The organism is Hymenobacter gummosus (genome assembly GCF_003970915.1).
Taxonomy (GTDB): domain Bacteria; phylum Bacteroidota; class Bacteroidia; order Cytophagales; family Hymenobacteraceae; genus Solirubrum; species Solirubrum gummosum.
The window spans coordinates 278273-300773 of the sequence record NZ_RXOF01000001.1 but is presented as its reverse complement, the minus strand read 5'-3'; the positions used below and the strand labels follow the sequence as shown (position 1 = coordinate 300773).

The 22501-nt window shown below is 65.5% G+C and carries 19 protein-coding genes and 1 pseudogene; 12 read left to right on the top strand and 8 right to left on the bottom strand.

Annotation, left to right across the window (positions count from 1 at the left end; translation table 11 throughout):
• Positions 1–124 precede the first annotated feature (124 nt).
• From EJV47_RS29095 to EJV47_RS01330, 3 genes are all read right to left on the bottom strand, one after another.
• Positions 125–397, bottom strand: coding sequence for an IS1 family transposase (locus EJV47_RS29095; RefSeq protein WP_424321750.1), 273 nt, complete (start codon positions 395–397; stop codon positions 125–127).
• 473 nt (positions 398–870) lie between these two features.
• Positions 871–1650 carry a LytR/AlgR family response regulator transcription factor gene (locus EJV47_RS01335; protein WP_126691339.1) on the bottom strand — a complete coding sequence of 260 codons (780 nt, stop codon included), beginning with the start codon at positions 1648–1650 and terminating at the stop codon, positions 871–873.
• A complete protein-coding gene (locus EJV47_RS01330; RefSeq protein WP_126691338.1) occupies positions 1637–3391 on the bottom strand; it encodes a sensor histidine kinase in 1755 nt (584 codons plus the stop codon). The genes EJV47_RS01335 and EJV47_RS01330 overlap by 14 nt, the downstream gene beginning before the upstream one ends.
• 227 nt (positions 3392–3618) lie before the next feature.
• On the opposite strand from EJV47_RS01330, the gene EJV47_RS01325 reads away from it, so the two are divergent.
• The 6 genes from EJV47_RS01325 to EJV47_RS01300 all read left to right on the top strand — a co-directional run bounded on the left by EJV47_RS01325 (position 3619) and on the right by EJV47_RS01300 (position 10780).
• Positions 3619–4875, top strand: a complete 1257-nt coding sequence (locus EJV47_RS01325; RefSeq protein WP_126691337.1) for a hypothetical protein — start codon at positions 3619–3621, stop codon at positions 4873–4875.
• A 147-nt stretch (positions 4876–5022) separates the two neighbouring features.
• Entirely contained in the window at positions 5023–6204 is a 1182-nt protein-coding gene (locus tag EJV47_RS01320; protein WP_126691336.1) for a DUF7151 family protein, read from the top strand.
• A 39-nt stretch (positions 6205–6243) separates the two neighbouring features.
• Positions 6244–7377, top strand: coding sequence for a collagen-like protein (locus EJV47_RS28340; protein ID WP_207895808.1), 1134 nt, complete (start codon positions 6244–6246; stop codon positions 7375–7377).
• A 35-nt stretch (positions 7378–7412) separates the two neighbouring features.
• Complete coding sequence (locus EJV47_RS28845) at positions 7413–8555, top strand: DUF7151 family protein (RefSeq protein WP_126691335.1); 1143 nt, start codon at positions 7413–7415, stop codon at positions 8553–8555.
• Positions 8556–8588: 33 nt separating this feature from the next.
• A complete protein-coding gene (locus EJV47_RS01305; protein WP_126691334.1) occupies positions 8589–10499 on the top strand; it encodes a T9SS type A sorting domain-containing protein in 1911 nt (636 codons plus the stop codon).
• An 80-nt stretch (positions 10500–10579) separates the two neighbouring features.
• Positions 10580–10780, top strand: coding sequence for a PID-CTERM protein-sorting domain-containing protein (locus tag EJV47_RS01300; protein WP_126691333.1), 201 nt, complete (start codon positions 10580–10582; stop codon positions 10778–10780).
• Between the two features lie 355 nt (positions 10781–11135).
• Here the strand turns inward: EJV47_RS01300 and EJV47_RS27860 are convergent, their stop codons facing one another.
• The 4 genes from EJV47_RS27860 to EJV47_RS01290 form a co-directional block, all read right to left on the bottom strand.
• Positions 11136–11291: a hypothetical protein gene (locus EJV47_RS27860; RefSeq protein WP_165903570.1), complete on the bottom strand. Its 156-nt coding sequence runs from the start codon at positions 11289–11291 to the stop codon at positions 11136–11138.
• 204 nt (positions 11292–11495) lie between these two features.
• Positions 11496–11621 carry a hypothetical protein gene (locus EJV47_RS28840; RefSeq protein ID WP_279389049.1) on the bottom strand — a complete coding sequence of 42 codons (126 nt, stop codon included), beginning with the start codon at positions 11619–11621 and terminating at the stop codon, positions 11496–11498.
• A gap of 125 nt (positions 11622–11746) precedes the next feature.
• Complete coding sequence (locus EJV47_RS01295) at positions 11747–14260, bottom strand: PAS domain-containing sensor histidine kinase (protein ID WP_165903569.1); 2514 nt, start codon at positions 14258–14260, stop codon at positions 11747–11749.
• A 456-nt stretch (positions 14261–14716) separates the two neighbouring features.
• A complete protein-coding gene (locus EJV47_RS01290) occupies positions 14717–16243 on the bottom strand; it encodes an IS1182 family transposase (protein ID WP_126691331.1) in 1527 nt (508 codons plus the stop codon).
• Between the two features lie 175 nt (positions 16244–16418).
• Here EJV47_RS01290 and EJV47_RS01285 point away from each other — a divergent pair, with 175 nt between their 5' ends.
• From EJV47_RS01285 to cas6, 4 genes and pseudogenes are all read left to right on the top strand, one after another.
• Complete coding sequence (locus tag EJV47_RS01285; RefSeq protein ID WP_126691330.1) at positions 16419–16991, top strand: recombinase family protein; 573 nt, start codon at positions 16419–16421, stop codon at positions 16989–16991.
• Between the two features lie 117 nt (positions 16992–17108).
• A pseudogene (locus tag EJV47_RS29090) lies at positions 17109–17714 on the top strand (DUF1016 N-terminal domain-containing protein); the annotation flags it as partial.
• Positions 17644–18090, top strand: coding sequence for a PDDEXK nuclease domain-containing protein (locus EJV47_RS01275; protein ID WP_243650967.1), 447 nt, complete (start codon positions 17644–17646; stop codon positions 18088–18090). The pseudogene EJV47_RS29090 and the gene EJV47_RS01275, both read left to right, overlap by 71 nt.
• A gap of 438 nt (positions 18091–18528) precedes the next feature.
• Entirely contained in the window at positions 18529–19176 is a 648-nt protein-coding gene (gene cas6, locus EJV47_RS01270; protein ID WP_165903567.1) for a CRISPR-associated endoribonuclease Cas6, read from the top strand.
• Between the two features lie 2 nt (positions 19177–19178).
• Here the strand turns inward: cas6 and EJV47_RS01265 are convergent, their stop codons facing one another.
• Entirely contained in the window at positions 19179–19589 is a 411-nt protein-coding gene (locus EJV47_RS01265; protein ID WP_126691327.1) for a hypothetical protein, read from the bottom strand.
• 290 nt (positions 19590–19879) lie between these two features.
• Here EJV47_RS01265 and EJV47_RS01260 point away from each other — a divergent pair, with 290 nt between their 5' ends.
• Both EJV47_RS01260 and cas3 read left to right on the top strand, forming a co-directional pair.
• A complete protein-coding gene (locus tag EJV47_RS01260; RefSeq protein ID WP_243650966.1) occupies positions 19880–20326 on the top strand; it encodes a hypothetical protein in 447 nt (148 codons plus the stop codon).
• Complete coding sequence (gene cas3, locus EJV47_RS01255) at positions 20323–22491, top strand: CRISPR-associated helicase Cas3' (RefSeq protein WP_126691325.1); 2169 nt, start codon at positions 20323–20325, stop codon at positions 22489–22491. Before EJV47_RS01260 ends, cas3 begins: the two co-directional genes overlap by 4 nt.
• Positions 22492–22501: the final 10 nt, after the last annotated feature.

Genomic DNA, 22501 nt, shown 5'->3' with positions numbered 1-22501 from the left:
TACGCTCGCCTGCGGTATGGCACCGAAAACGAGGAATGTTAGTTAGGGCGTACGGAAGTGCGTGTTGAAGTGGCCCAAAGTAGCAAAATAGGAAGTCGTTCTTTATAAAACCGCTTTGCAGGCGTTAAATCGGCCGTTCTGGGAGATGCCGGGCCGCTCCCAATCCTCCGTACTTGGTTGGAAAGCAGTTGGCTGAGACAAGATAATCACCAGTGGTGTCGGCTCCGGACAACATTACCCCCGTGGGTAGTAGTTCAGGTAGGTTGACGCAGGCGTCGAGCAGCTTCAGCGAGCGGGAAAAGGATAACGATTTACGCACGAGCCGGCCGATGCGGGCACGCAGCGTGGCGTTGCACCGCTCGATGTGGTTGGTCGTGCCGCGGCAGGTCGTGGGCAGGTGCTGGCGCCAGGAAATGACGCCGGTGTAGGCTTCCTACAAGTCGGTGTAACACCAAGCGCGGCGGTACTGGTGCGGTAGGCGGCGCCAGAGCTTGCGCGCCGTGCGCCGGCTGCGGCAGCCCAGCGCATACGCCACGACCTGGCGCGTGCGCCGGCACAGGGCCAGCCAGAGCTACACCGGCTGCGGTGCCCGACGAACGTGCACAACTCGTCCAGCTCCAGCCCGTCAACCGGCCGCGCCGGCGCCAGTGTCTGGGCCAGCAGCGGTAACTGCCGGGCTTTTTTTTAGCCACGCCGTGACCGTTTGCCGCGACACCCCAAAGACGCGCGTGAGGCCCCGCAGACTGGTTCGCTCTTGGTAGGCGCGCAGGATTTTGGCTTTGTGCGCCTCCGAATACGCCCCGTGGCCGGGCGACGTGCGGCGCGTGCGTCCGCAGCTGCGGCAATGGTAGCAGCTGTTAGGTAGCGATGCTACGGGGTACTCGTGCCGCCGGCGAGTTCCCGCAGCTGCTGGTCGGCCAGGTGGCCGTTCTCGTAGCGTTCCGGGCCGCAGTACACGTACTGCGCGTCGTAGCCAGTGATGTGGGCCGCGTTGAGCAGCAGGCTGCGGTTGACGCGCAGAAACTGCGGCCGCAGGGCGGGAGGCACCAACTGGTCGAGCACCGAGGTGAGGGAGCCGCGCAGCGCGTGCACCAGGCGGCGGGCCGGGGCGCGCAGGGTCACGTAGTTCTTGCCGGCTTCCAGGCTCGCCACCTCGTGCCAGTACAGTGGCACAATCTGCGTCCCGACTTTGATGTAGAAGCAGTCCGCTACGGGTGTCGGGGCGTCGGGGCGGGGTGGGGCCGCGGGGGCGGGTCGGCGGGCCAGCGCCACCTGGATGGCGGCAAATAGGGCCGCCGCGCCCACGGGCTTGAGCAGGTAGCCGCCGGGCTGCAGGGCCGCCGCCTGCCGGATGGTGTCGGCGTCGTCGTAGGCGGTGAGGAAGATAAACGGGGGCGGGTCGGCCTGGGCGCGCAGCAGCTGGGCCAGGGCCAGGCCGTTGTGCAGCGGGTTAGCGCTGCGCAGGTTCAGGTCCAGCAGCACTAGGTCAGGTCCGGGCGCGGGTAGCGTCAGGGCCTGCCGGCCCTCGGCGAAGGTGTAGCAGGGCGGCAGCACCTGGTAGCCGAAGTCTTCCAGCGTCAGGCGCAGCTCTTCGGCAATCAGGGCCTCGTCTTCCACGAGCAGGACGGTCAGCTGGTTAGGAGGCTCCATCGGCGGTGGGGATGTCCAGGTGGTAGTGGTAGGGGGCGGGCGTGTGCAGCGTGGCCCGCAGCTGGCGGGCGAGCAGGCCGATAATCTGGGTGCCCAGCCCGCCCGGCGCGGCCGCGGGGGCGGGCTGGCCGTTGTCGGCGTAGCTCAGGTGGGTGCCGTGGGCGTGGGCGCCCACCCGGATGCGCAGCTCCAGCACCTGGCCCTGGGTATCGGCGTACTTGATGGAGTTGGTCACCCACTCGTTCAGCATCAGCGAGAGGGGAAAGTAGCTGTCGGGCGGCAGGTCGATGGGGTCGGTCTGCAGGTGCGTGACCACCTGCCGGTCGTTGGCCAGGCAGGCCACCACGGCCGACACCAGGGTGCGCAGAAACTCGGCCAGCGGCAGCTCGCCGGGCTGGCGCATGAGCTGCTGGTGCAGGGCGGCCATGCTCTCGACGCGCAGGCGGGCGGCTTGCAGCTGCTCCACCACCTCCGCGCTGTCGGTGCGGCGTTCCTGCATGCGCAGCAGGCTGAAGAGGATGTGCAGGTTGTTTTTGACGCGGTGCTGGATTTCCTTGTTGAGCAGCTCCACCTGCGCCACCTGCTCATCGAGCCGGCCGTTAACGGTGCTCAGCTGCTGGTTGGCCGCGGCCAGGTGCCGGGTCTGGCGCCGGGCCAGCCGGCTTTGCCGGGCCAGGTAAAAGCTCAGCAGCGTGATGATGGCCAGCGCCCCGCTCAGCAGCCACAGCGTGCGGGTGCGGGTGCGCTCGGCCCGGTGCTGCTGCTGCTCGGCCGCCTCCGCCGAGTGCAGGAGCGCTTGCCGCAGCCGACCGACTTCGGTGCCCCCCCGCAGGCTGTCGGCCAGGCGTATGTACTCGTCGAGGTAGGTGTAGGCTTGGGCGGGCTGCCGGGCGGCGGCGCTGAGCTGGGCCAAGTTCTGGCTGTAGTACAGGCGCTCAGGCGCGGTGCGGGTGCGGCGGTAGGCCCGGCCCAGCGAGTCGAGGTAGGGCGAGGCCGGACGGCGGCGGTAGTACACGTCGAGCCGGCTCTGCACCAGGTAGTAGTGGGTGAGGTAGTCGTAGGTTTCGGGGTCGTTGCGAATCCAGGCCCGGCGCGTCAGCTCGCGTAGCAGGGAGTCGGCCAGGCCGTAGCGGCCCACCTGGGTGGCAATCAGCGCCAGTTCGACGGTGAAGGGCAGCTGCCGCCGCACGGCGGGGGGCTCCTGGGCCAGCGCCTGGCGCATGGCCCGCAGCACGGCGGTGGTGCGCAGCGTGTCGGGCACCTTGTCGTAGGCGTGGGCCACCAGGTGCCAGGCGTAGTAGTAGCGCAGCCGCTGGGCGGGCAGGCGCCGGAACAGGTCGGTGGCCTGCTGAAACAGGGCCACGGTCTGCTGCGGCTCCTGGTTCCAGGCGTCGTACACGCGGCCCCGGGCAAAGACGGCCTCGGCTAGCAGCAGCGTATCGGTGCCGGCCAGCTGCTGGGCGCGGGTGTAGTAGCTCAGGCTGCCGATCAGCGACTGGTCGCCGCGCTTCAGGGCGTACACCGAGTCGCCGCGGCCGAGCAACGTGAAGAATTGCCGCTGCCGGGCCGTGACGGGGGCGGCCAGGTGGTCGGGGTGGGCGGTGGTATCGGGCGCGGGCTGGCCCCGCACGCTGTTGGGTAGCCCTAGCAGCCCCAGCCATAGCCACGCGCCCGCCCGGAGCCGCCGCAAACTGGCGGCCCGGCCGGGCGCGGGCAAGCACATGGAGAGGATGGAAACCACGAGCGGCAAAGATAGGCCTAGCCCGGCGGCGCCGGAACGGCTGGCGGCGCCGGGCCAGCCTCAAAAAAAGAGGTCGGCGCGGCCCCGGGCTCAAAAGCGGAGGCTGGGGCTCAAATGGCTTGTGCCCGGTGCCGGCTCGTAGCAGTTTGAGCCCTAATCCCAAGACCCCGGCCCGAAGCCGGGTGGGGGCTACCAGCATCGTTTTCCACCACTTTTCTTTTCTGATTATGTCCCAAAACATTGATTCGTTTGTGCAACGCCTGGCCGCGGAGGCCGAGGTAGAGTTGGAACCGGCCCGGTCGCTGGCCGAGCTGGCTCCGCCGCACCAGCAGCTGGTGACGGCGCTGCAGGAGGCCGGTGCCCCCACCGACTTCACGGCCTGTGCTCTGGGCGCGTTGCGGAAACCGGTGGCCAGTCTGCCGGCCGGTACGCTGGTCGTGCGCTACGAGCAGTCTACCGGCCCGACGATGCTGGTCTGCCCGCTGCTGGTCTACGACCACGGTACGCTGACGCCCCAGACGGTGACGCTCGGCAACTACATCCCGAAACCGCCCCTGCTGCGCAATGCGCTGGTGATGGGCCTGGGCAAGAAACTGGCCGAGTCCCTGGGCAAATCTTTACTCAAAAAGGTGTCGCCGGAGCTATATAAGCAGATTTTTGGCAAAAATCTGGAGGATATTTCGCGGGAGCTGGACCAGCTCAAAACCGACCTCAAAGGGTACCTGGACGAGCTGCGGCGCGGGCTGGATATGCAGAAGCAGCAGGACGACTTTTTCGACGTTGTGACCTGGTTTAGTGGCGACTATCAGGGTACCGTCCGCACGCACCTGCTCAACGAGCCGGTAGACGAGGTATACCTGCACCGACAGCTCGACAAGAAGCGCATTGCGCTGCTGCAGCTGGCCGGCCGGCTGGAGTACCGCATCAGCACCGATGCGGAGGTAGATCAGTGTACCTACCAGGCCCGCCGCAAAGTAGACCTGTACCGCTTGGTAGGTCTGCAGTACCTGGTGCTGCTAAGCGAACAGCTGTACTGGCAGCGCCGGCTGGCCCAGCAGGAGGAGAAATACCGCAACGGCGACTTGCTCCGGAAATACCAGGACTTTGGGGCGGCATTTCAGCGCACCCTCAGCGGACTGCTTGACCAGTTGCGCCAGGGCCGCTACGGCAAAATCACGCCGCTGCAGGACGCCGAGCACCCCGCGCTGTCCTTCTTCCATTGGCGCGACGACTTTGAGTCGCACGAGGCCCAGGACCCGTTTCGGGGCGACAAGCTGCACCAAGAAGTGCCGTATTCGGCGTCTTGGGTCGATTGGATGATCGGCGGCAGCCGCAAGGGCCCGGCGGAGGCCCGGGCCCGGGACGAACGGGAGAGGCACGTCGGGGACGTGAAGCGCCTGTTCCAGGAGTACGTCGAAGTGCCCATCGGCGACGCCCTGGCCGCCGTGCGGGAAGGTGTAGCGCAGCTACCCCCAAGCCTTTGAGCAGCTTTTGGGCTCAGCCTCATTTTCTGAGGCTGAGCCTCAAATGGCTTGCCGGACGGCTGTCAGACCGGGCACTTTTGTGCTGCTCGGGGCCACCTGCCAAGGCATCGGGCCGCTTTGTTGGACTCCTTGTTTACCACCCGTTGTATGTACGCATTCGTACCCTTCACCACTGCTACGTTGCGCCGCTGTGCTCTGCTTCTGGGCCTGGCGGGCAGCGCCGGCGCCGCCCAGGCCCAGATAGCTCTGGGCCTGGGCACCACCACGCCCCACCCTTCGGCGGCCCTCGACGTGAGCAGCACCACCCAGGGCTTGCTTATCCCGCGCCTGACGCTGGCCCAGCGCACGGCCATCAGCAGCCCTGCCACCGGCCTGCTGGTGTACCAGACCGACGACGCTACCCCCGGCCTATACGCCTACTCCGGCAGTGCCTGGGTACCGCTGGGCGGCGGTAGCAGCGGCAGCGCGGGTCCTAACGGGCTGAACGCACTGGTACGCACCACCGTCGAAGCCGCCGGAGCCAACTGTGCTACCGGCGGTACCCGCGTGGATACCGGCCAGGACGCCAACGGCAACGGCACGCTCGACGCGGCCGAAATCAGCAATACCCGCTACGTATGCACCGGCGCCGCCGGCGCGAAAGGCCCGGCCGGCAATGCTGGCAGCACCGGCGCCACCGGCAGCGCCGGCGCGAAGGGCCGGGCCGGCAACCCAGCCCCGGGCCTGGCCACGGGCGGCAGTGCCGGCCAGGTGCTGACCAAGGTCGACGCCACCGATTACAATACCGCTTGGCGCACCCTCACCGCCGCCAGTGCCGTGCAGCTGCGGGCCGATAAGGTAGGTGGCACCGGCGAAATCGTGGCCAAGCTCGACGCAACCACTCCCACCACCATTGCCTTCAACAACGTGCTGACCGCGCCCACCCTGGGCACCTGGGACGGCAGCACCTACACCGTGGGCGCGGACGGGGCCGGGGCTTACCTCATTCAAGCCGCGCTGCTGGCGCCCAATGCTACGCAAACAACGAGTGGTAACACGACGAGCCGTTCCCTGGGCTTCAATCTGCTGGTGGAAGTAAACGGCGCGGCCTACGGCAGTACGTCCGGCAACGTGTACTACAGCGCCCTGATCAACAGCAACAACCAGAACACGCCTGCCGGCAGCCGCGTCCGGGGTGAGCTGTACAAAGTAGTATTTCTGAGCGCGGGCGACACGTTCAAAATCCGGGCGGTGTGCAACAACACCGATACGGGCAGCAGCACCACGTTTACGCCCCCCGCCGTCACTACCAGCGCTGCCAGCTACCTCGCAGTCACGAAGCTGAACTAAGCAAAGAGCCGGTTTATGCACGACGCACCATTTTCTCCCATGAAACCGATTGACCTCCGCGCCGCACGTTGGCGCCGCTGGCTGCTGCCTGCCCTGCTGCTGGGCCCGCTCGCTGCTTATGCCCAAACCAACGTGGCCCTGGGCACCACCACTCCCCACGCCTCGGCCGTGCTGGAGGTGAGCAGCAGCAGCCAGGGCCTGCTACTGCCCCGCCTCACGGCCAGCCAGCGCGCGGCCATTGGCAGCCCCGCCACCGGCCTGCTGGTGTACCAGACCGACGGCTCGCCGACCGGGTTCTACTTCTACAACGGCACGGCCTGGACCGCGCTCAGCAGCAGCGCGGGCACCAACGGGCTGAACGCGCTGGTGCGCAACTCGGCCGAAGCCGCTGGCGCCAACTGCGCCACCGGCGGCACCAAAGTGGAGTCGGGGCGCGACGCCAACGGCAACGGCGTGCTCGACGCCGGCGAGGTCACGGCCACCAGCCACGTGTGCGCCGGCGCCGCGGGCAGCACCGGCGCCAAGGGCGACAAGGGCACCGCCGGGGCCACGGGCAGCACCGGCGCCACCGGCGCCAAAGGCGACGCCGGCCCGAGCGTGGCCCTGGGCGGCACCGCGGGGCAGCTCCTGAGCAAAGCCAGCGGCACGGACTACGCCACGCAGTGGAGCACGGCGGCCGGCGGCAGTGCCGGCCTCTCGGTGCAGCTGCGGGCCAACAAAGTGGGGGGCACCGGTGAGAGCCTCCCCATGGCCCTTTCGCCCACTGCGCTGACCATCGCCTTCAACAACGTGCTGACCGCCCCCGCGCTGGGCACCTGGGACGGCAGCACCTACACCGTGGGCACGGGCGGGGCCGGGCTGTACCTGATTCAGGCCGCCGCGCTGGCACCCGACAACGCCACCCCCTCCAACACGGTATCGCCGAACCTGTTGCTGCAAGTCAACGGCGCCGCGTACGGCAGCACGGCGGGCGACTACCACTACGGCATCTATCCGCTGATTGGCACGAGCCCGCCCGCCGGCACCAAAGCCCGCGGCGAGCTAAGCCGGGTGGTGTACCTGAACGCGGGCGACACCTTCCGGATTCAGGGCGTCAGCGCCAATTCATCCACCGCTACCCCGGCTTTGTCCGCCACCGCGGCCACCAACCTGCTGGTGGTAAAGCTGAACTAACGGCGCCGCTTCACCTCTTGCATTTTCTCTCTGATATGAACGCTACGAATTTTGGCGCCGCGCTGCTGCGCCGCGGGCTGCTGCCCGCCCTGCTGCTGGGCGCGGTGGCTGCCGGCCACGCGCAAGACCGGGTGGGCATCGGCACGGCTACGCCCCACGCCTCGGCCATCCTCGACGTGAGCAGCACCACCCAGGGCCTGCTCACCCCGCGCCTGACGCTGGCCCAGCGCACGGCCATTGCCAGCCCCGCCACCGGCCTGCTGCTGTACCAGACCGACGGTACGGCCGGCTTTTATTTCTACGACGGCGCCGCCTGGACTGCCCTAAGCGGCGGCACGGGCAGCGCGGGCGCCAACGGGCTGAACGCATTGGTGCGCACCGCCCCCGAAGCGCCCGGCGCCACCTGCCCCACCGGCGGCACCCGCTTCGATACCGGTCAGGACGCCAACGGCAATGGGACCCTTGACGCGGCCGAAATCAGCGGCACCCGTTACGTGTGCAACGGCGCTACCGGGGCCACCGGCCCGCAGGGCGACGCGGGCGACACCGGGGCCACCGGGGCCACCGGCACCACCGGCCCGCAGGGCGACGCGGGCCTAGGCGTACCCGCCGGCGGCACCGCCGGCCAGGTGCTGACCAAGGTGGACGCCACCGACTACAACACGGCGTGGCGCACGGCTTCGGCCAGCGGCAGCAACATCAGCACCCAGCTGCGGGCCAACAAGGTGGGCGGCACCGGCGAAACCCTGCCCGTGGCCACGTCCACCACCGCGCCGACCATTGCCTTCAACAACGTGCTGACCACCCCCACGCTGGGCACCTGGGACGGCACTACCTACACCGTAGGCACGGGCGGGGCCGGGCTGTACCTGATTCAGGCCAACGTGCTGACTGCCGACGCGGCCACGCCTACTCAGACGCCCTCGGCCAACCTGGTAGTGGAGGTAAATAACGCGGGCTACGGCAGCACGGCTGGCAGCGTGTACTACGGCCTCTGGACCTCCCTCAACCCCAGCACGCCGACGGGCACCAAGGGCCGGGGCGAGCTGAGCCGGGTGGTGTACCTGAACGCGGGCGACAGTTTCAAAATCCGGGGCGTGAGCAGCACCTCCTCGTTGGCAACCCAGCCCATTTCCACCGTGGCGGCCAGTTACCTCGCCGTGCTCAAGCTGAATTAACCCGCCTTGTCATCACCCCATTTCCTGGCTTTTATGCGACTGATTTCTACTCCGGGGCCCTGGCTGCTTATCCTGCTGGCGACGGCACCGCTGGCCACCTCCGCTCAGGTGCTGAGCCACAGCAGCGGTACGCTGTTCGTCAGCAACGGTGGGCTGCTGCACGTCATCGGCTCGGCGCAGCAGACGGGCACGGCCACGCTGCGCACCAGCGGCACGGCCACCATTACCGGCAACCTGACGGCGGCCAGCTCCACCACCACTGACCTGAGCACCGGTATCCTCGACGTGGCCGGTAACGTGGACCTGCAAGGCAGCATCGGCGGTAGCACCGGCACGCTGCGGCTGAGCGGCACCGGCGCCCAGAACCTGAGCCTGAACGCCGGCACCGTGCCCAACCTGACCTTAGGTAAACCCAGCGGGACGGCCACGCTCACGCAGGCGTTGAACGTGCGCCAAGTGCTGACCATGGCCGGCACCGGCAACCTGACGACCAACGGCCAAGCGCTGACCTTGCTCAGCGACGCCACCGGCACGGCCCTGCTGGCCAACACCGGCACCGGGCAGGTATCGGGCAACGTGACGGTGCAGCGCTACATCGACCCCACGCTGAACGCCGGCCTGGGCTACCGCCACCTGGCCGCTCCGGCCCAGAGCCAGACCGTGGCCAGCTTCGGCTCGGGCGGGCAGGCGCTGGTGGTCAACCCGGCCTACAACACCTCGGCCACGCCCAACCTGACCACGCCCTTCCCCACCATCTACCGCTACGACCAGGCCCGCTTGGCTTCCTCGCCGGCCACTACGCTGTCGGCCTTCGACAAGGGCTGGCTCTCCCCCGCCAGCCTGACGGACGCGGCCCAGCTGGCCTTCCAGGGCTACACCGTGCAGCTGCCCGGTGGCAGCACGCTGAGCTTCACCGGCCAGCTGGCCCAGACGCCCGGCACCATCCCACTGGCCCGTAACAGCGGCGCCACGGCCGCCGACGCGGGCTGGAACTTCATCGGCAACCCCTACGCTTCGCCGCTGGATTTGAGCACCATTACGGCCAGCCAGCGCACCAACATGGACGCGGCCTTCTACGTGTACGAAAGCACGAGCCAGTACGCGGGCCAGTACCGCAGCTACGTCAACGGCTTCGGCAACACACTTATCGGCAGCAGCCAGGCCTTCTTCGTGCGGGTGAGCAGCGGCCAGACCAGCGGCTCCCTCTTGCTCAACAATGCCAACCGCGTGACCAGCTACGCCCAGCAAGCCCCCGTGCGCCGCGACCAGCGCCCGCAGCTGCAGTTGCAACTGACCGGCCAGGGCGTGGCCGATGAGCTGATCGTGTACGCCCAAGCCGGCGCCACCGACGCGGCCGACGCCGACTTCGACGCTTTGAAACTGGCCAATCCCCACGGCCTGAACCTGGCGGCCGTAGCGGCCACGGGCCAGGAGCTGGCCATCGACGGGCGGGCGGCCTTCACCAACGGGCAGGTGCTGCCGCTGGCCGTGCGCGTGCCGCAGGCCGGCAGCTACACCTTCACGGCCGCGACCGTGGCCAACCTGCCCGCCGGCCTGGACGCCACCCTGGTGGACCTGACCACCGGCACCCGCACCCTGCTGACCAACGGCGCGGCCTACGCCGCCACGCTGGCGGCCGGCACCGCCCCCGGCCGCTTCCGGCTGGAGCTGGGCAGCCGCGTGACGGCCACCACGTCGGGCATGCTAGCCCAGCAGGTGAGCCTGTACCCGAACCCGACCAGCAGCCACGTAGCCCTGCTACGGCCGGCCGCCTGGGGCCCGGCCACGATGCAGGTGCTCAACAGCGTGGGCCAGGTGGTGCTGCAGCGCCCGCTGCCCGCCGCCGAGACGCAGCTGGACGTGCGCAGCCTACCCGTCGGCGTGTACCAGGTGCGCCTGACCACGCCCGCCGGGACCATCAACAAGCGCCTGGTGCGCCAGTAAGCGGTTCGTCACCGGCCGCCCGCCCCCACGTGGGGGCGGGCGGCTTGGTACACCTCCATTGTACGCCTTTTCTCTCCCTGATGAAACTGCTTTTTCCGCTCGTCTTCCTGTTGGTGCTGAGCGCCGGCCCGGCCTGGGCGCAAGGTGACCCCGGCTCCGGTGGACCCACCCCCGGCGCCCAGGACCCCACCGCCGTGCCCCTCGACGGCGGCGCCTCACTGCTGCTGGCTGCGGCCGGCGCCTACGGCCTTGCGCGCCTGCGCAAACGCCCGGCGCCGTAACGGGCAGCCCCGCACATAACGCCGTACGGCCGCGTCCGCTTTGCCGGGCGCGGCTGTACGGCGTTATGCGCGGAGCGGCAGGTGGCAGCCAAGTGGAGCGGTTACGGCTGCGTGCCCGGAAGAACAACGGCAACGCCGCCCGTAGGGCCTCTTCCTGGACGGGCTTTTCCAAGCACGCAGCCAGGCACGGCAGCGGCAGGCCGCCGCCGGAGTCGAGGCGGGTCGGAAAAACGAGGCCCATGACCACGGCCTGCGGTACGCGCCCCAAGCGGGTGCGCTCGTCCAGGAATGCCCGGCCGACACCGGGCTGGTTGTAGGGGTTGAGCAAGATCAGCACCCGACCAGGTGAGACCGGCTAGTCGTGCAGGTGACGCAAGCGGGCCAGGGCGACGGGCGTGGTGTGGGCCACGTAGACGTGCGCTACCCACGCCACGCGCGCCAGCACGCGTGGCAGCAGAAAGCAGGATACCGCATCGTGTTCCAGCAGGACGACGGCCGAAATGCGAAGCATACCGGGCAGTGGCAACGGGGAAACGGACGACGGGCGTGGATCCGCTTCAGGGCAACCGGCTCACAGCACGTACCCCTCGATGAACCGCAGCAGCTGGGCCAAGTCCAGGACGGGCCCCGTGTAGTGCACCTGCGGCTCGTAGATGCTGCCGGACGAAATTTCCACCTGGTCCGTGTGATAGGCCAGGAACACGCGCCCCGTACCCTACAAATGCAGGCGCATGTACAGGTCGCCCTGGGCGTAACGGGTGCCGCTGGGTAGCTCGGGTTGCCGGATAAAGCCGGCCTGCTGCAGGCCTTCCGGCGTCAACGTGGACGAATGGGGACTCATCAACCAACCGAGAGGCAAAACCACACGCGCAAATGCCGTGGCCCCGCCTGCGGGTTCCCGGTGGGAGACGGGTTGCCCGAGAGGCGCCCTGGCAACCGGTGCCCGCTGAAACGGCCACGCCCCCCCTATCCGGCCAAGGGAAAGCGCACGGTAAAGGTGCTGCCCTCGCCGAGCTGGCTGCGCACGTCGATGCGCCCGCCGGCGTGCTCGACCATGCGCCGGACCATGTACAAGCCGACGCCCGAGCCCTCGACGTGGGTGTGGTAGCGCCGGAACAGGCCGAACAGCTCCGTCTGGCGGGTCAGGTCGATGCCCAGGCCGTTGTCGCTGACCGCCAGCCACGCCTGCCCCGCCTCGCACCAGCAGCGAATCTGCACCACGAGTACGCGTTCGGCAGAGCGGTACTTGAGCGCGTTGCTGAGCAGGTTGTACACGACCGAGCGCAACGTCTTGGCCGGCACCCGCAGGGTCGGGCATGCGGCCACGTCCACCTGCACCTCGGCCCGCGCCACAGCTTGCAGCGGGGCCAGGTCCAGCTCCACCCCGGCCACGACGGCGGCTACGTCCACCGGGGCGGCGGCTTCGGCGTCGGCCTGCAAGCGGCTGATTTCGCTCAGCTGGCCCAAAGTGGTGCGGAACCGCTCGACCGCGTCTTGCATCAGCGTCAGCACATGGCCCGCGGTGTCGCTCCAACTCCCCGCTGTCGCTTCCTCTCGCAGCACCTGCAGCAGCCCTTCGATGTTGGTGATGGGCGCTTTCAAATCGTGCGAGGCGGTGTAGACGAACGTGTCCAGGTCGGCGTTGGTGCGGCTCAGCCGGGTGTTGCTGTTCAGCAGCTCCTCGTTGCTGACCAGCAGTTCCTCGTTGGTGGCGGCTAGTTCTTCGTTGACGGCCGCTAGTTCTTCGTGCAGCTCCTGCACCTGCTGGCGGCTCAGCACCTGCTCGGTGACGTCGTAGAGGAACACGGCCACGCCCACGATGCGGCCTTGCTCGCGGTAGGCCTGGTAGGTGTAGTTGAAGTAACGAGCCAGGCCGGGACGGTCGGGGTGCGGGGCCGCAGGCAAGGGCACCTCCACGCCGGTGTAGGTGTTGCCCGTCTGGTACACCCGGTCAAGCCGGTCGAGGACGTCGGCGCCGAAGGCATCGGGGTAGGCTTCACCGACGAGGCGGCCGCGCAGGCTCTCGCCTGGAAACAGCCGGGCAAAGGTCGCGTTGAAGTAGTCGATCCGGTGGTCCAGTTCGCGCAGCAGGCACACGGCGGCCGGGGCCTGCTCAAACAGGTGTATCAGGTCCTGCCGCTCCTGCACCCGGCGCTCGGCCGCGGCCAGCAGCTCGGCCTGCAGGGCTTCGGTTTGGAGGCGGCGCTGCACCCGCTCACTCACCTCGAAGCCGAAGAGCACCAACCCGTCGATGCCCCCGTCGGCGTCGAAACGGGGCTGGTAAATGAAATCGAAGTAGCGGGTCTGCACCTGCCCGTCGGCGCCGGCAAAGGGGATGGGCGCCTCCGTGCCCAGGTAGGTCTGGCCCGTGCGGTACACGCCGAGCAACACGTCGGCCAAGGGCGTCGCGCGCAGCTCCGGCAGGGCCTCAAGCACGGGCCGGCCCAGCAACTCTCGGTCGGGAAACAGGGCCTGGTAGCGGGCGTTGAGCAGCTCGAACGTCAGTTCTGGCCCCTGCAGCAGGGCAATGGCGGCGGGAGCTTCCTGTACCAGCCGCTCCAGCCGCTGGGTTTGCTGCCACACCTGTTGCGTACGGGCCTGCACGCGCGCTTCCAGTTCCTGGTTGGTCCGCTGCAGCGCGCCGTTGAGGCGTTGCACCTGCAGGCGCGTGGTGACCGTGTCGGTCACGTCGTAGGCGAAGAGGATGACGCCGGTGATGCGGCCGGCCGGGTCGCGCGTGGCCTGGTAGAGGAAGTTGAAGTACGTGTCCTCGATGCGGCCCGTGTTGGTGCGGTCGTACTGCACCAGCATTTCGTGTCCGACATAGGGCTCCCCGGTGCGGTACACCTGGTCGAGCAGGCCGGGAAACGCTTGGTTGTTGAGGTCCGGCAAGGCCTCGCGCACGGGCAGCCCCAGCACGGGCCGGCCCGCCAGCAGCTTGGCGTAGCCGGGGTTCAGGTACGTAAACACGTGGTCCGGGCCCTCCAGGCTGGCCACGGCCACCGGGGCGTGCGCCAGCACCTCGTAGAGAAAGTGGGATTCTTCCGCGGGGCTCCGCAGCGGCCCTGTCACCAGAGACGAATATGCCGGCACGGGAGGCGTGTCTGTGTCTGCCGGCGTGAGCCCAACCACCAGCGCCTCGCCCGCCCGCCGCACGTCGGTCTGAAACAGGGCCGCGCGGCCGTCCACCGGGTAGCGCAGTACGAGCGAACCCGAAGCGCGGCCCGCTTCAAACGCGTCGCGGAGTTGGTCAAAGCCGTTGTGGGGGGCGTACGCCGCGACGTGGGCCCGGAAGGGCGGGGTCGCGGCCGGGGCAAGGTGCAACAACTGCCGAGCGGCCGGGTTGCAATGCGTTAGGGCAAAATCGACCAGTTCCCCGGCTGCGTCGCGCACGGGGCGGTACACCAGCAGGGCCGAGGCCGACAAGGCCAACACGGCGTCGAAGAAGTCGTCAGCGAGAGCAGGTGGCGAAGCAAGCATGGGACGCGGCAAATCGAACTTCGAAAGTACGCGCCCGCAACACCAATTGCTAGAGAAGGGTTGGGAAAAAGGAAGCCTCCCGAGTCGCCTTTGGGCTTGAACGACGCACTTGCTAACGGCCATTTGGATTCGTCTGAAGCCATTTGCCACCTGCGGGCGCTAACACTGGACAGGTAGCGGCGTCAATGTGATAACTAGCCGGAACAACGCGCATGCCCCGAGCGATGAACCAGTGCCGCAGGAGCAACTTCGGCAGCGGCGAGTTGCATCATGTTAATCTATGCCTATGATCGGCTTTAGGTATGTCAACGGGTGTATTCAGTTAACCGAAACGACGGTATAACTGAACAAATAGCTCAGTTCCAGGTGGCATTATCAATCTGTAGCAGCCTTCGCAAAGTCATAGCCGTAGTATACGGACTCAATAAACCATGGTGGCTGTTGCAGAACTCTCGCTTACCAGGAACACACAACTGACAAGATGCTGTGTTTGGGTATTCCTTGCAGCGATTGGGCACCAGAGGATGTCAGCGTTGTCTTGAGCAGTGCCACGGCCAGTGCCAGACGTTGCGCAGGCTGGTGGCGCAGTAGCTTCTTCAAGTTGTAGGCCACAGCGGCGAGCAGCATGGTTTTGTGGGCGCTGGCGCGGCTGCGTGTGTTGACCCGGCGCAGGCCGTAGTAGTGGAGCAGGCTGCCGAACACGGGCTCGACGGTGCTCTGGCGCCGGCGCCGCATCCGTTGCCCTTGCCGGCTGTGCTGGCGGTGCAGGGCCCGGCGGTACCACGGGTCATAGGCCGTGCGCGCGATGCGGCGTTTCTTAGTTTTGGGCGCGCAGGTGGGCTTGTGGGCGCACAACCGGCAGCCCCGGCTCGAGGCCAGGTAGCCCTTGGAAAGGCCCCCATCCAGACTCGTCACGTAGGCGACAAAGCGTAGTTTCTTGCCGGCTGGACAGGTAAAGCCGTCTGCTACCGCGTCGTAGGTAAAGCCCTCCACGTCGACTTTGTAGCGCCCGAAGACCGGAATCCAGGGCGTGATGCCGCGTTGCTCGAGCAGGGCGTAGTTCACGCCGCTGGAGTAGTTCGTATCGGCAATCAGGTCCTGCAGGGGCAGGCCCTGTGCGAGTAACCGCTGCTGCAGTTGCGCCACCAGTTGGGGCAGGTGGACGCTGTCGCGGCTGTCGGCAAAGTCGGCCTGCACATGGCTGATCACGCCGTGGGCCGTATCGACCGCCAGGCTGCAGAGGTAGTTGAGCGCCCGCGCTTTGCCCGTCTTGACGGAGATACGCGCGTCCGGATCCGTCGGGCTGTAGTGGGTTTTGTTGCTGACCAGACGCGCCCCTGGACGGCTGGCGCCCAGGTGCCCGGTTTGCTGCTGGGCTTGCCGTGTGGCCACGCGGCGCAAAACGTGCGCGGGCGTGTCCAGGACAGCCACCGCCGGCAACGGTGGGGACTCGCTGGTGGCCGCATCGGTCAAGCGCAGGCGCGGCACCAGGGCCTCGATCGGCTGCTTCTGGCAGAGGCGATGCAGCGACGCGTTGGCTTTGACTGGCGCCGAATCCACCGCCTGCGTGTCGCCGGCGACCAGGCCCTGCGCAAAGCATTGGGCAAACACGTGGTCGAACAGGCGCTCGAAGACGGCAGCTGGGTACAGTTGGCGCGTACGGCTCACAGTCGAGTGCCAGGGCAGCGCTTCGGTTACCTCGTGGCCCAGGAACAGCAAGATGTCCAACCGCAGGGCGCAGTGCTCGACCAGGCGCCGGTCGCTGACCAGGTTTTCCAAGCGCGCCACCAGCACGAGCTTGAAGAAGACCACCGGATCGAGCGAGGGCTGCCCCGTGTGGCTGTAGAGCTCTTTAGTCGCGTCGTAGAGAAAGCCCCAATCCACCAGCTCGGCCAGCCGGCGGTAGAAATTGTGCGGGGGCACGCGCTCGGAGAGGCGAAAATGCGTGACCTCTTGATTGGCGAAGTGCTTCTGACCTTGCATGTTCCGCTCTACGCAGCCCCGTCAGGAAGCGGTCAGTTCTGCAACAGCCACCATGACTTTCAGACCCACTCCGCTAAGTAGCTCATTTTCTCTCTACTGCCCCAAAAATCAGGGCTGAGAAGTAGAACCAGAAAGAAATGGGCTTTTATCTTTATAATCCTGACTTTCGGAACCCATGAACAAAGTATTCGGCTACGCCCGCGTGTCCACGGTTGATCAGAACCTGGATACGCAACTTGATATTCTGACCAAAGCTGGCTGTGACCGGATTTTTCCGGACAAGATCTCCGGTCTGAGTGTCCAGCGGCCGGCGCTGGACGAAATGCTGAGTCAGTTGCGGGAAGGCGACACGGTGCTGGTGGCGCGATTCTTCCGCCTGGGCCGCAGCCGGGACCACGTGATTCACCTGGTGCATTCCTTCCACGAGCGCGGCATCCATTTTAAGGCGCTGGACCTTAGCATTGATACTACCACCCCGGCTGGCAAGTTCATGCTGGCCATCTTCGCCGCCCTGGCCGAATACGACCGCGAGAGCATTCTGGAGAAAACGCGGGCGGGCCAGCAGCCGGCGGCCGCCCAGGGTAAGCACATCGGCCGTCCGGCGGGGTTTGACGCAGCCAAGCTGGCCAAAGTGGAGAAAGCACTGGACAAAGGGCTATCGGTTACCGAAACTGTTGCCCTCACCGGTATCAGCCTCTCCAGCGTCAAACGCTATCGCAAGCACTTGCAAGCCTTGGTGAGCCACTAGGGGTGCGGCTGTATCTTTGGGGCCATGCCTGACACCACCTTTCCTGCGCTCGCAGCTCAACTCGCGCAGATCCACACCGCGGCGCAACATGCCGCGCTGCATTAGGTCAACTACTGGCTCACGGCTCGCAACTGGTTGGTGGGGTATTATCTGGCCGAATACGAGCAAGCCGGTCGGGACCGCGCGACGTACGGCGACCGGTTGTTGGTGGAACTTGCCCGGACGCTACGCGCCCAAGGGGTGACAGGCCTTTCCCACACGAACCTGAAACTGTGCCGCCAACTCTATTCCATTTACCCGCAGCTGCTTACCGCGCAAGCATCCCTGCTGCAGGCATCGGGGCTACCTCTACTGGCAATTGGTCAGACAGTGTCTGACCAATTGCCCGCACCAGCTGCGCTGTCCGGCATGGAGGGGTCCATGCTTCTCCAGCGGCTGAGTTTCTTGCATTTCATCGAGCTGGTAGCCATTGAGTCACCCCTGCAACGGGCGTTCTACGAAGTGCAGGCCGTGCAGAACCATTGGTCCGTGCGAGAACTTAAACGAGCGATTCAATCCACCCTGTATGAGCGAACAGGGCTATCCACGGATAAGGCGGTAGTACTGGCTGACCATACGGGTGCGCAGCCGCTGCAGGTTGGCGATGTGGTGCGTGCTGGAGTTTCTGGGCCTGGAGCAACGAGCCAGCTACAGCGAAATGCGACCTGGAGCAGGCCATTATAGATCACCTGCAGACGTTCCTGCTGGAGCTTGGTCTGACCGCCTGGCCGGGGGCCGGCGGCCGCAAAACGCCCTGCAGACGTTCCTGCTGGAGCTTGGTCCCGGGTTCTGCTTCGAGGCGCGGCAGAAGCGCCTGACCTTCGATAACGAGCACCTCCACGTCGATCTGGTATTCTACCACCGTTTGCTGAAATGCCATGTGCTGGTAGAGCTGAAAATCGGCGCCTTCAGCCACGCTGACGCTGGGCAGATGAACGTGTACCTGAATTACTACCGCGAGCACGAAATGAGCGAAGGCGACAATCCGCCCGTTGGCATCATTCTGTGCGCGCAGAAGAACGACACGTTGGTGCGCTATGCCACAGCAGGCCTTTCTTAGCAGTTGTTCGTCAGTAAATATCGCATCAGCCTACCCAGCGGGACCGAGCTGCAACTGTTTATCCAGCAGGAACAACGACGGCTGCAAGGGTAAAAGCAAAACGAGGTACCCTCAAGACGCCATACCGTTCCGCGGCCAGGCAAGGATACAATGTATTGTGCTAAATCCTACTATTGCGGTTTGTGGACATGGGCCTAGCGCATTAGAGGCCTGTTACAGCACGTAAACAGCATTTTTGCTCTACAGGCTACCTGCGTTGCGGAGGCAAGCCAGCGAAATGCCCATTACAGTTCCAGCAGTCAATAATAGTCTCTAGGAGCAGGTGTTTTTTATGCCAACCCAGTTAGCATTTGTAGAAAATTATAAGCACCTTGGCGCGATGCCTTTCGGGGTTGATTCATATCTAACCTGCGTTTGTTAATGCGATTATCCTTGTTCTTGACCGCTTCCGGCTCCGTCCCGTTCGACCACCTGCCTGAGCTAAAAGGGGCTTTCCACCGCTGGATCGGCCACAACGATGACCTACACGACGGCCTTTCGCTCTATTCCCTCTCCTGGCTGCGCGGCGGCCGGGGCGGGCGCGGTGGCCTCTGGTTCCGCGACGGTGCTCACTGGTTCATCTCCGCCCACGATCCGCAGCTGATCCACGCTCTCGTCGGCGGCGTCATTCGTGAGCCGGACCTAGGCGCCGGCCTGCGTGTGCGCGACGCCCGTATCCTCACGCCACCTCATTTTCAGGACGGGGAGCAGTGGTTTCGCGTACTCAGCCCAGTGTTCGTGAAGTGGGAAACCGAGCCCGGCAAGCCCGCCGACCACCTCACCTACCACGACCCGCGCACCGACGAGTTGCTCACGGCCACGCTGCGCCACAAGCTCCGCCAGGCCGGCCTCGATGACGCGGGCGCCGCCGTCCGCTTCGACCGCGACTACCCCGGCGCCAAAACCAAGCTGTTCCGCTACAAAAAGGTGCAGTGCCGCGCCAGCCAGTGCCCGGTCATCGTCACGGGCACCGCCGAGCAGATTCGCTTTGCCTGGTGCGTGGGCGTGGGCAATAGCACGGGGCTGGGCTGCGGGGCTTTGGAATGAGCTTACGCAGCTTTCTTGTAGAAACTGGTTGGCCGAATCACTTTGGCATCTACAATAATGACGCGGTTACCCATGCGAACGAATGATACCAATAGCTTTCGGTGCTTAGGTGAAGGACATACAAATTGGCCGTGGTGCCCATGAAGCACTGGCTCAAAAGCTTGTCGGATTCTTTCCACACAAGCCATCAACTCACGTGGTAAAATCCCTTGTTTCTCTTGCAAAATAGCCGCATTGAGATGCAAGGCATAAACGAATTGGAACGCGTCGTCCATCAGAACATCAGGTTTAGTGGTCAAAAAATGTTGTCCCAGAATCTTTTGTTCTGGTAAATCTTGATGAACTGATTCCAGCCAGTCCGATTGAGAGGAAGACCCAAATGGCCCCGTATATTTCAATATGGTTCCCGTCATATCACGCCCGGGACCGTTACAAAGGTATTACCAGATTACTCAGAATAATAACAAATTTTTACTGCCCTCTTCTGAACTCCCAAATGTACTCGTATGGGAGAATAGATAAAATTCTCTACCATTGTAGCACTTGAATGCTCCCACTTTGGCCTTTAAACTGATTATCGATGCCTGAATACGTGTACCTAGTTACTTACGCTGGTCCATTCGGTTATCTAAAGCCTTGGACGGCTGTTAGAGACGGAGAAACATACTCCCAGCAGTTTTTAACTCCTTCTGTGATAGAGGGTATGAAACGCAAGCTGGGCGTAGCGCACATCCTGCGACACAAACTCACCTACATGGGCTTGAGTATGCAGCAGGAACAAACGCAGCCGCGCGGGTGGATACACGAGAAGAAAAAGCAGCAGATGAGTCGCCCACGCGCCATTTTGGTGCGCGGGGTGATGCTGAACCCCCTCCTACACTTGGGTTTCGCGACAGAGGCGGAGGCGGTGCTGGCGGCGTCCCAGCACCTGTGCCTGTGCCGGAATGAAGACGTGTTGCTACCCCTCGGATGGCAAGCCATGAGCGAGGAGGAATTTGCGCGACTGCCTGGATTCGAGCTACGCTTCACCGAAGGAGCGGAACCCGGTGCCTTTCTAGTCGGGTACAACCGCTTCGCCGACGGAGCACCCATGTACGGCCGGCTGGAAATCAGCGGCAATCCGGTGGCCAAACCCGTGCTGGAACGATGAGCCAGGCCCTAATTCTGGCCAAAAGCGCCGGCCGTGGGGGCGGCGCCCTGACGCTGCTGGAGCACACGCAGCACGTGGTAGCCGCTGCCGAGGCCATTGCCATTGCCCTCGGTTACGACGTGCGCCTAGCGCGGCTAGGGGCCGCCCTGCACGACCTGGGCAAAGCCCACGGCCATTTTCAGCACAAAGTCCACGGCCACGAGCTACCGCCGCACGAGCAGTTTCCGCACCGGCACGAGCTGTCGTCGTTGGGCTTTTTGCCCTTATTCGACGCGGCTGATTGGGACGGGCTGATTGAGTTGGTGGTAGCGCACCACAAACCCATCCGCCACGACCCACGTGAGCGGGGCATCCTGGATTTGCAGAAGCAGGGCGGCCCCTGGCTGACCGACCACCTGCTGGGTTGGGAGCAGTGGTCAGCAGATGGCTTAGCAGTGCTGGCCGCGCTGGGCATTCCCACGCGCCCTATTGCACGGGCGGAAGCGGAAGCGGCCCTCCGCTACGCCGTGAAGTATTGCCAAAGCCGCTTCAAAGCCAGTGAGTGGTCGGAAGGGCGGGGCCTGCTGATGGCGGCCGACCACTTCGCCTCGGCCCTGCAACACCAGACCACTCCCCAGCTCGCGGGCCTGTTTGAGAAGCCCGACCTGAGCAACTTCCTGCGCTTGGACAACGCGCTCTACCCGTTGTCGCAGGTGCCGGCCGATGACTTGCGGCCCCACACCTTGGTGGTTGCACCCACAGGAGCAGGCAAGACCGACTACCTGTTTCGGCGCTGCCGGGGGCGGGTGTTCTACACGCTACCGTTTCAGGCATCCATCAATGCCTTGTTCGACCGGGTGCGCAGGATGGTGCCCAACGGCCACCTGCGGATGCGGCACGCCATGTCGAAGCTGGTGGAGGGGCGTTCCGGGCGCAACGTGAGCGAGAAGCTGCTGCAGGACAAGGTGGGCGCGGCCGTGAAAGTGCTGACGCCCCACCAGCTGGCGGCGGTGGCCTTCGGTACGCCGGGCTACGAAAGCGTGCTGCTGGACGTGCGCGGCTGCGACGTGGTGCTGGACGAAATCCACACCTACGCGCAGCAGGCGCAGGCGATGGTGCTGGCCATCGTGGATGTGCTGGTGCAGGTGGGCTGCCGGCTGCACGTGGGCACGGCCACCATGCCCACGGCGCTGTACCAGGAAGTACTGCGCCGGCTGGGCGGCCCCGAGGCCGTGTACGAAGTGCGGCTGCCGGCCCCGGTGCTGGACGAGTTCAACCGCCACGAAGTCCACAAAATTTCGCGCGACCCAGCAAGCCCCGACGCCCTGCCCGCCAGCTGCGACGCCCTGCTGGAAGCAGCGTTGGCGGCGGGCGAAAAGGTGCTGGTGATTTTCAACACCGTACTGGGTGCCCAAGCCGAATACCAGCGCTTGAAAGCCCGCTTCCCAGCCATCCGCGCCATGCTGCTGCACAGCCGCTTTCGGCGGCAGGACCGAGCCAAGCTGGAAGAGCAGCTGAAACGGGACTTTGACGACGTGCCCGGCCCGTGCTTCGTGGTATCGACGCAGGTGGTGGAAGTCAGTCTGGACATCAGCTTCGACCGGATGCTGACCGAGGCCGCGCCACTCGATGCACTGATTCAGCGCTTCGGGCGCGTGAACCGGCGGCGCACAACCGAAAACATCGGCCGCCTGCGCCCGGTGCATGTGCTGGAGCCAGCCCCGCGCACCCTGCCCTACGACCCAGACGTGGTGGCCCGCAGCTACGCGCAACTGCCCGACGGTGCCCTGCTGCCGGAGCGTGACTTGCAGCACCACCTCGACACCGTGTACCCCGAGGTGGCCGTCAGCGACATCAGCACGCATGTAGTCTGGCGCGAGGGGCAACTCACTGAAATTAGCGCCCTGACCAACCGCAGCCGCTCGGTACTGGTCGAGGCGCTGGATATTGAGTCGGCCACCTGCATTCTGGCCGCTGACCGGGACGAGTACATGGCGGACTCTACTTCCTGGGACCGGCGCACCGAGCTGGAAATACCAGTGAGCTGGCGCACCCTGCGCTTCAACCGTAACCGACAACATTATGTCCGTTTGGAGCTGGGCAGCAACCCCTTCGTGGTGCCGCAGGAGCTGGCCGACTACGAACTGCTGGGCCTGCAATTAATCGAACCTGATTCCTTTCTCTAACGCGGTAACC

Bases quoted from the DNA above. Each gene is read 5' to 3' on its own strand.
- EJV47_RS01335 (WP_126691339.1), bottom strand. From the start codon at position 1,650: ATGGAGCCTCCTAACCAGCTGACCGTCCTGCTCGTGGAAGACGAGGCC.
- EJV47_RS01325 (WP_126691337.1), top strand. From the start codon at position 3,619: ATGTCCCAAAACATTGATTCGTTTGTGCAACGCCTGGCCGCGGAGGCC.
- EJV47_RS01320 (WP_126691336.1), top strand. From the start codon at position 5,023: ATGTACGCATTCGTACCCTTCACCACTGCTACGTTGCGCCGCTGTGCT.
- EJV47_RS28340 (WP_207895808.1), top strand. From the start codon at position 6,244: ATGAAACCGATTGACCTCCGCGCCGCACGTTGGCGCCGCTGGCTGCTG.
- EJV47_RS28845 (WP_126691335.1), top strand. From the start codon at position 7,413: ATGAACGCTACGAATTTTGGCGCCGCGCTGCTGCGCCGCGGGCTGCTG.
- EJV47_RS01305 (WP_126691334.1), top strand. From the start codon at position 8,589: ATGCGACTGATTTCTACTCCGGGGCCCTGGCTGCTTATCCTGCTGGCG.
- EJV47_RS01300 (WP_126691333.1), top strand. From the start codon at position 10,580: ATGAAACTGCTTTTTCCGCTCGTCTTCCTGTTGGTGCTGAGCGCCGGC.
- EJV47_RS27860 (WP_165903570.1), bottom strand. From the start codon at position 11,291: ATGCTTCGCATTTCGGCCGTCGTCCTGCTGGAACACGATGCGGTATCC.
- EJV47_RS28840 (WP_279389049.1), bottom strand. From the start codon at position 11,621: ATGAGTCCCCATTCGTCCACGTTGACGCCGGAAGGCCTGCAGCAGGCC.
- EJV47_RS01295 (WP_165903569.1), bottom strand. From the start codon at position 14,260: ATGCTTGCTTCGCCACCTGCTCTCGCTGACGACTTCTTCGACGCCGTG.
- EJV47_RS01290 (WP_126691331.1), bottom strand. From the start codon at position 16,243: ATGCAAGGTCAGAAGCACTTCGCCAATCAAGAGGTCACGCATTTTCGC.
- EJV47_RS01285 (WP_126691330.1), top strand. From the start codon at position 16,419: ATGAACAAAGTATTCGGCTACGCCCGCGTGTCCACGGTTGATCAGAAC.
- EJV47_RS01265 (WP_126691327.1), bottom strand. From the start codon at position 19,589: ATGACGGGAACCATATTGAAATATACGGGGCCATTTGGGTCTTCCTCT.
- EJV47_RS01260 (WP_243650966.1), top strand. From the start codon at position 19,880: ATGAAACGCAAGCTGGGCGTAGCGCACATCCTGCGACACAAACTCACC.
- cas3 (WP_126691325.1), top strand. From the start codon at position 20,323: ATGAGCCAGGCCCTAATTCTGGCCAAAAGCGCCGGCCGTGGGGGCGGC.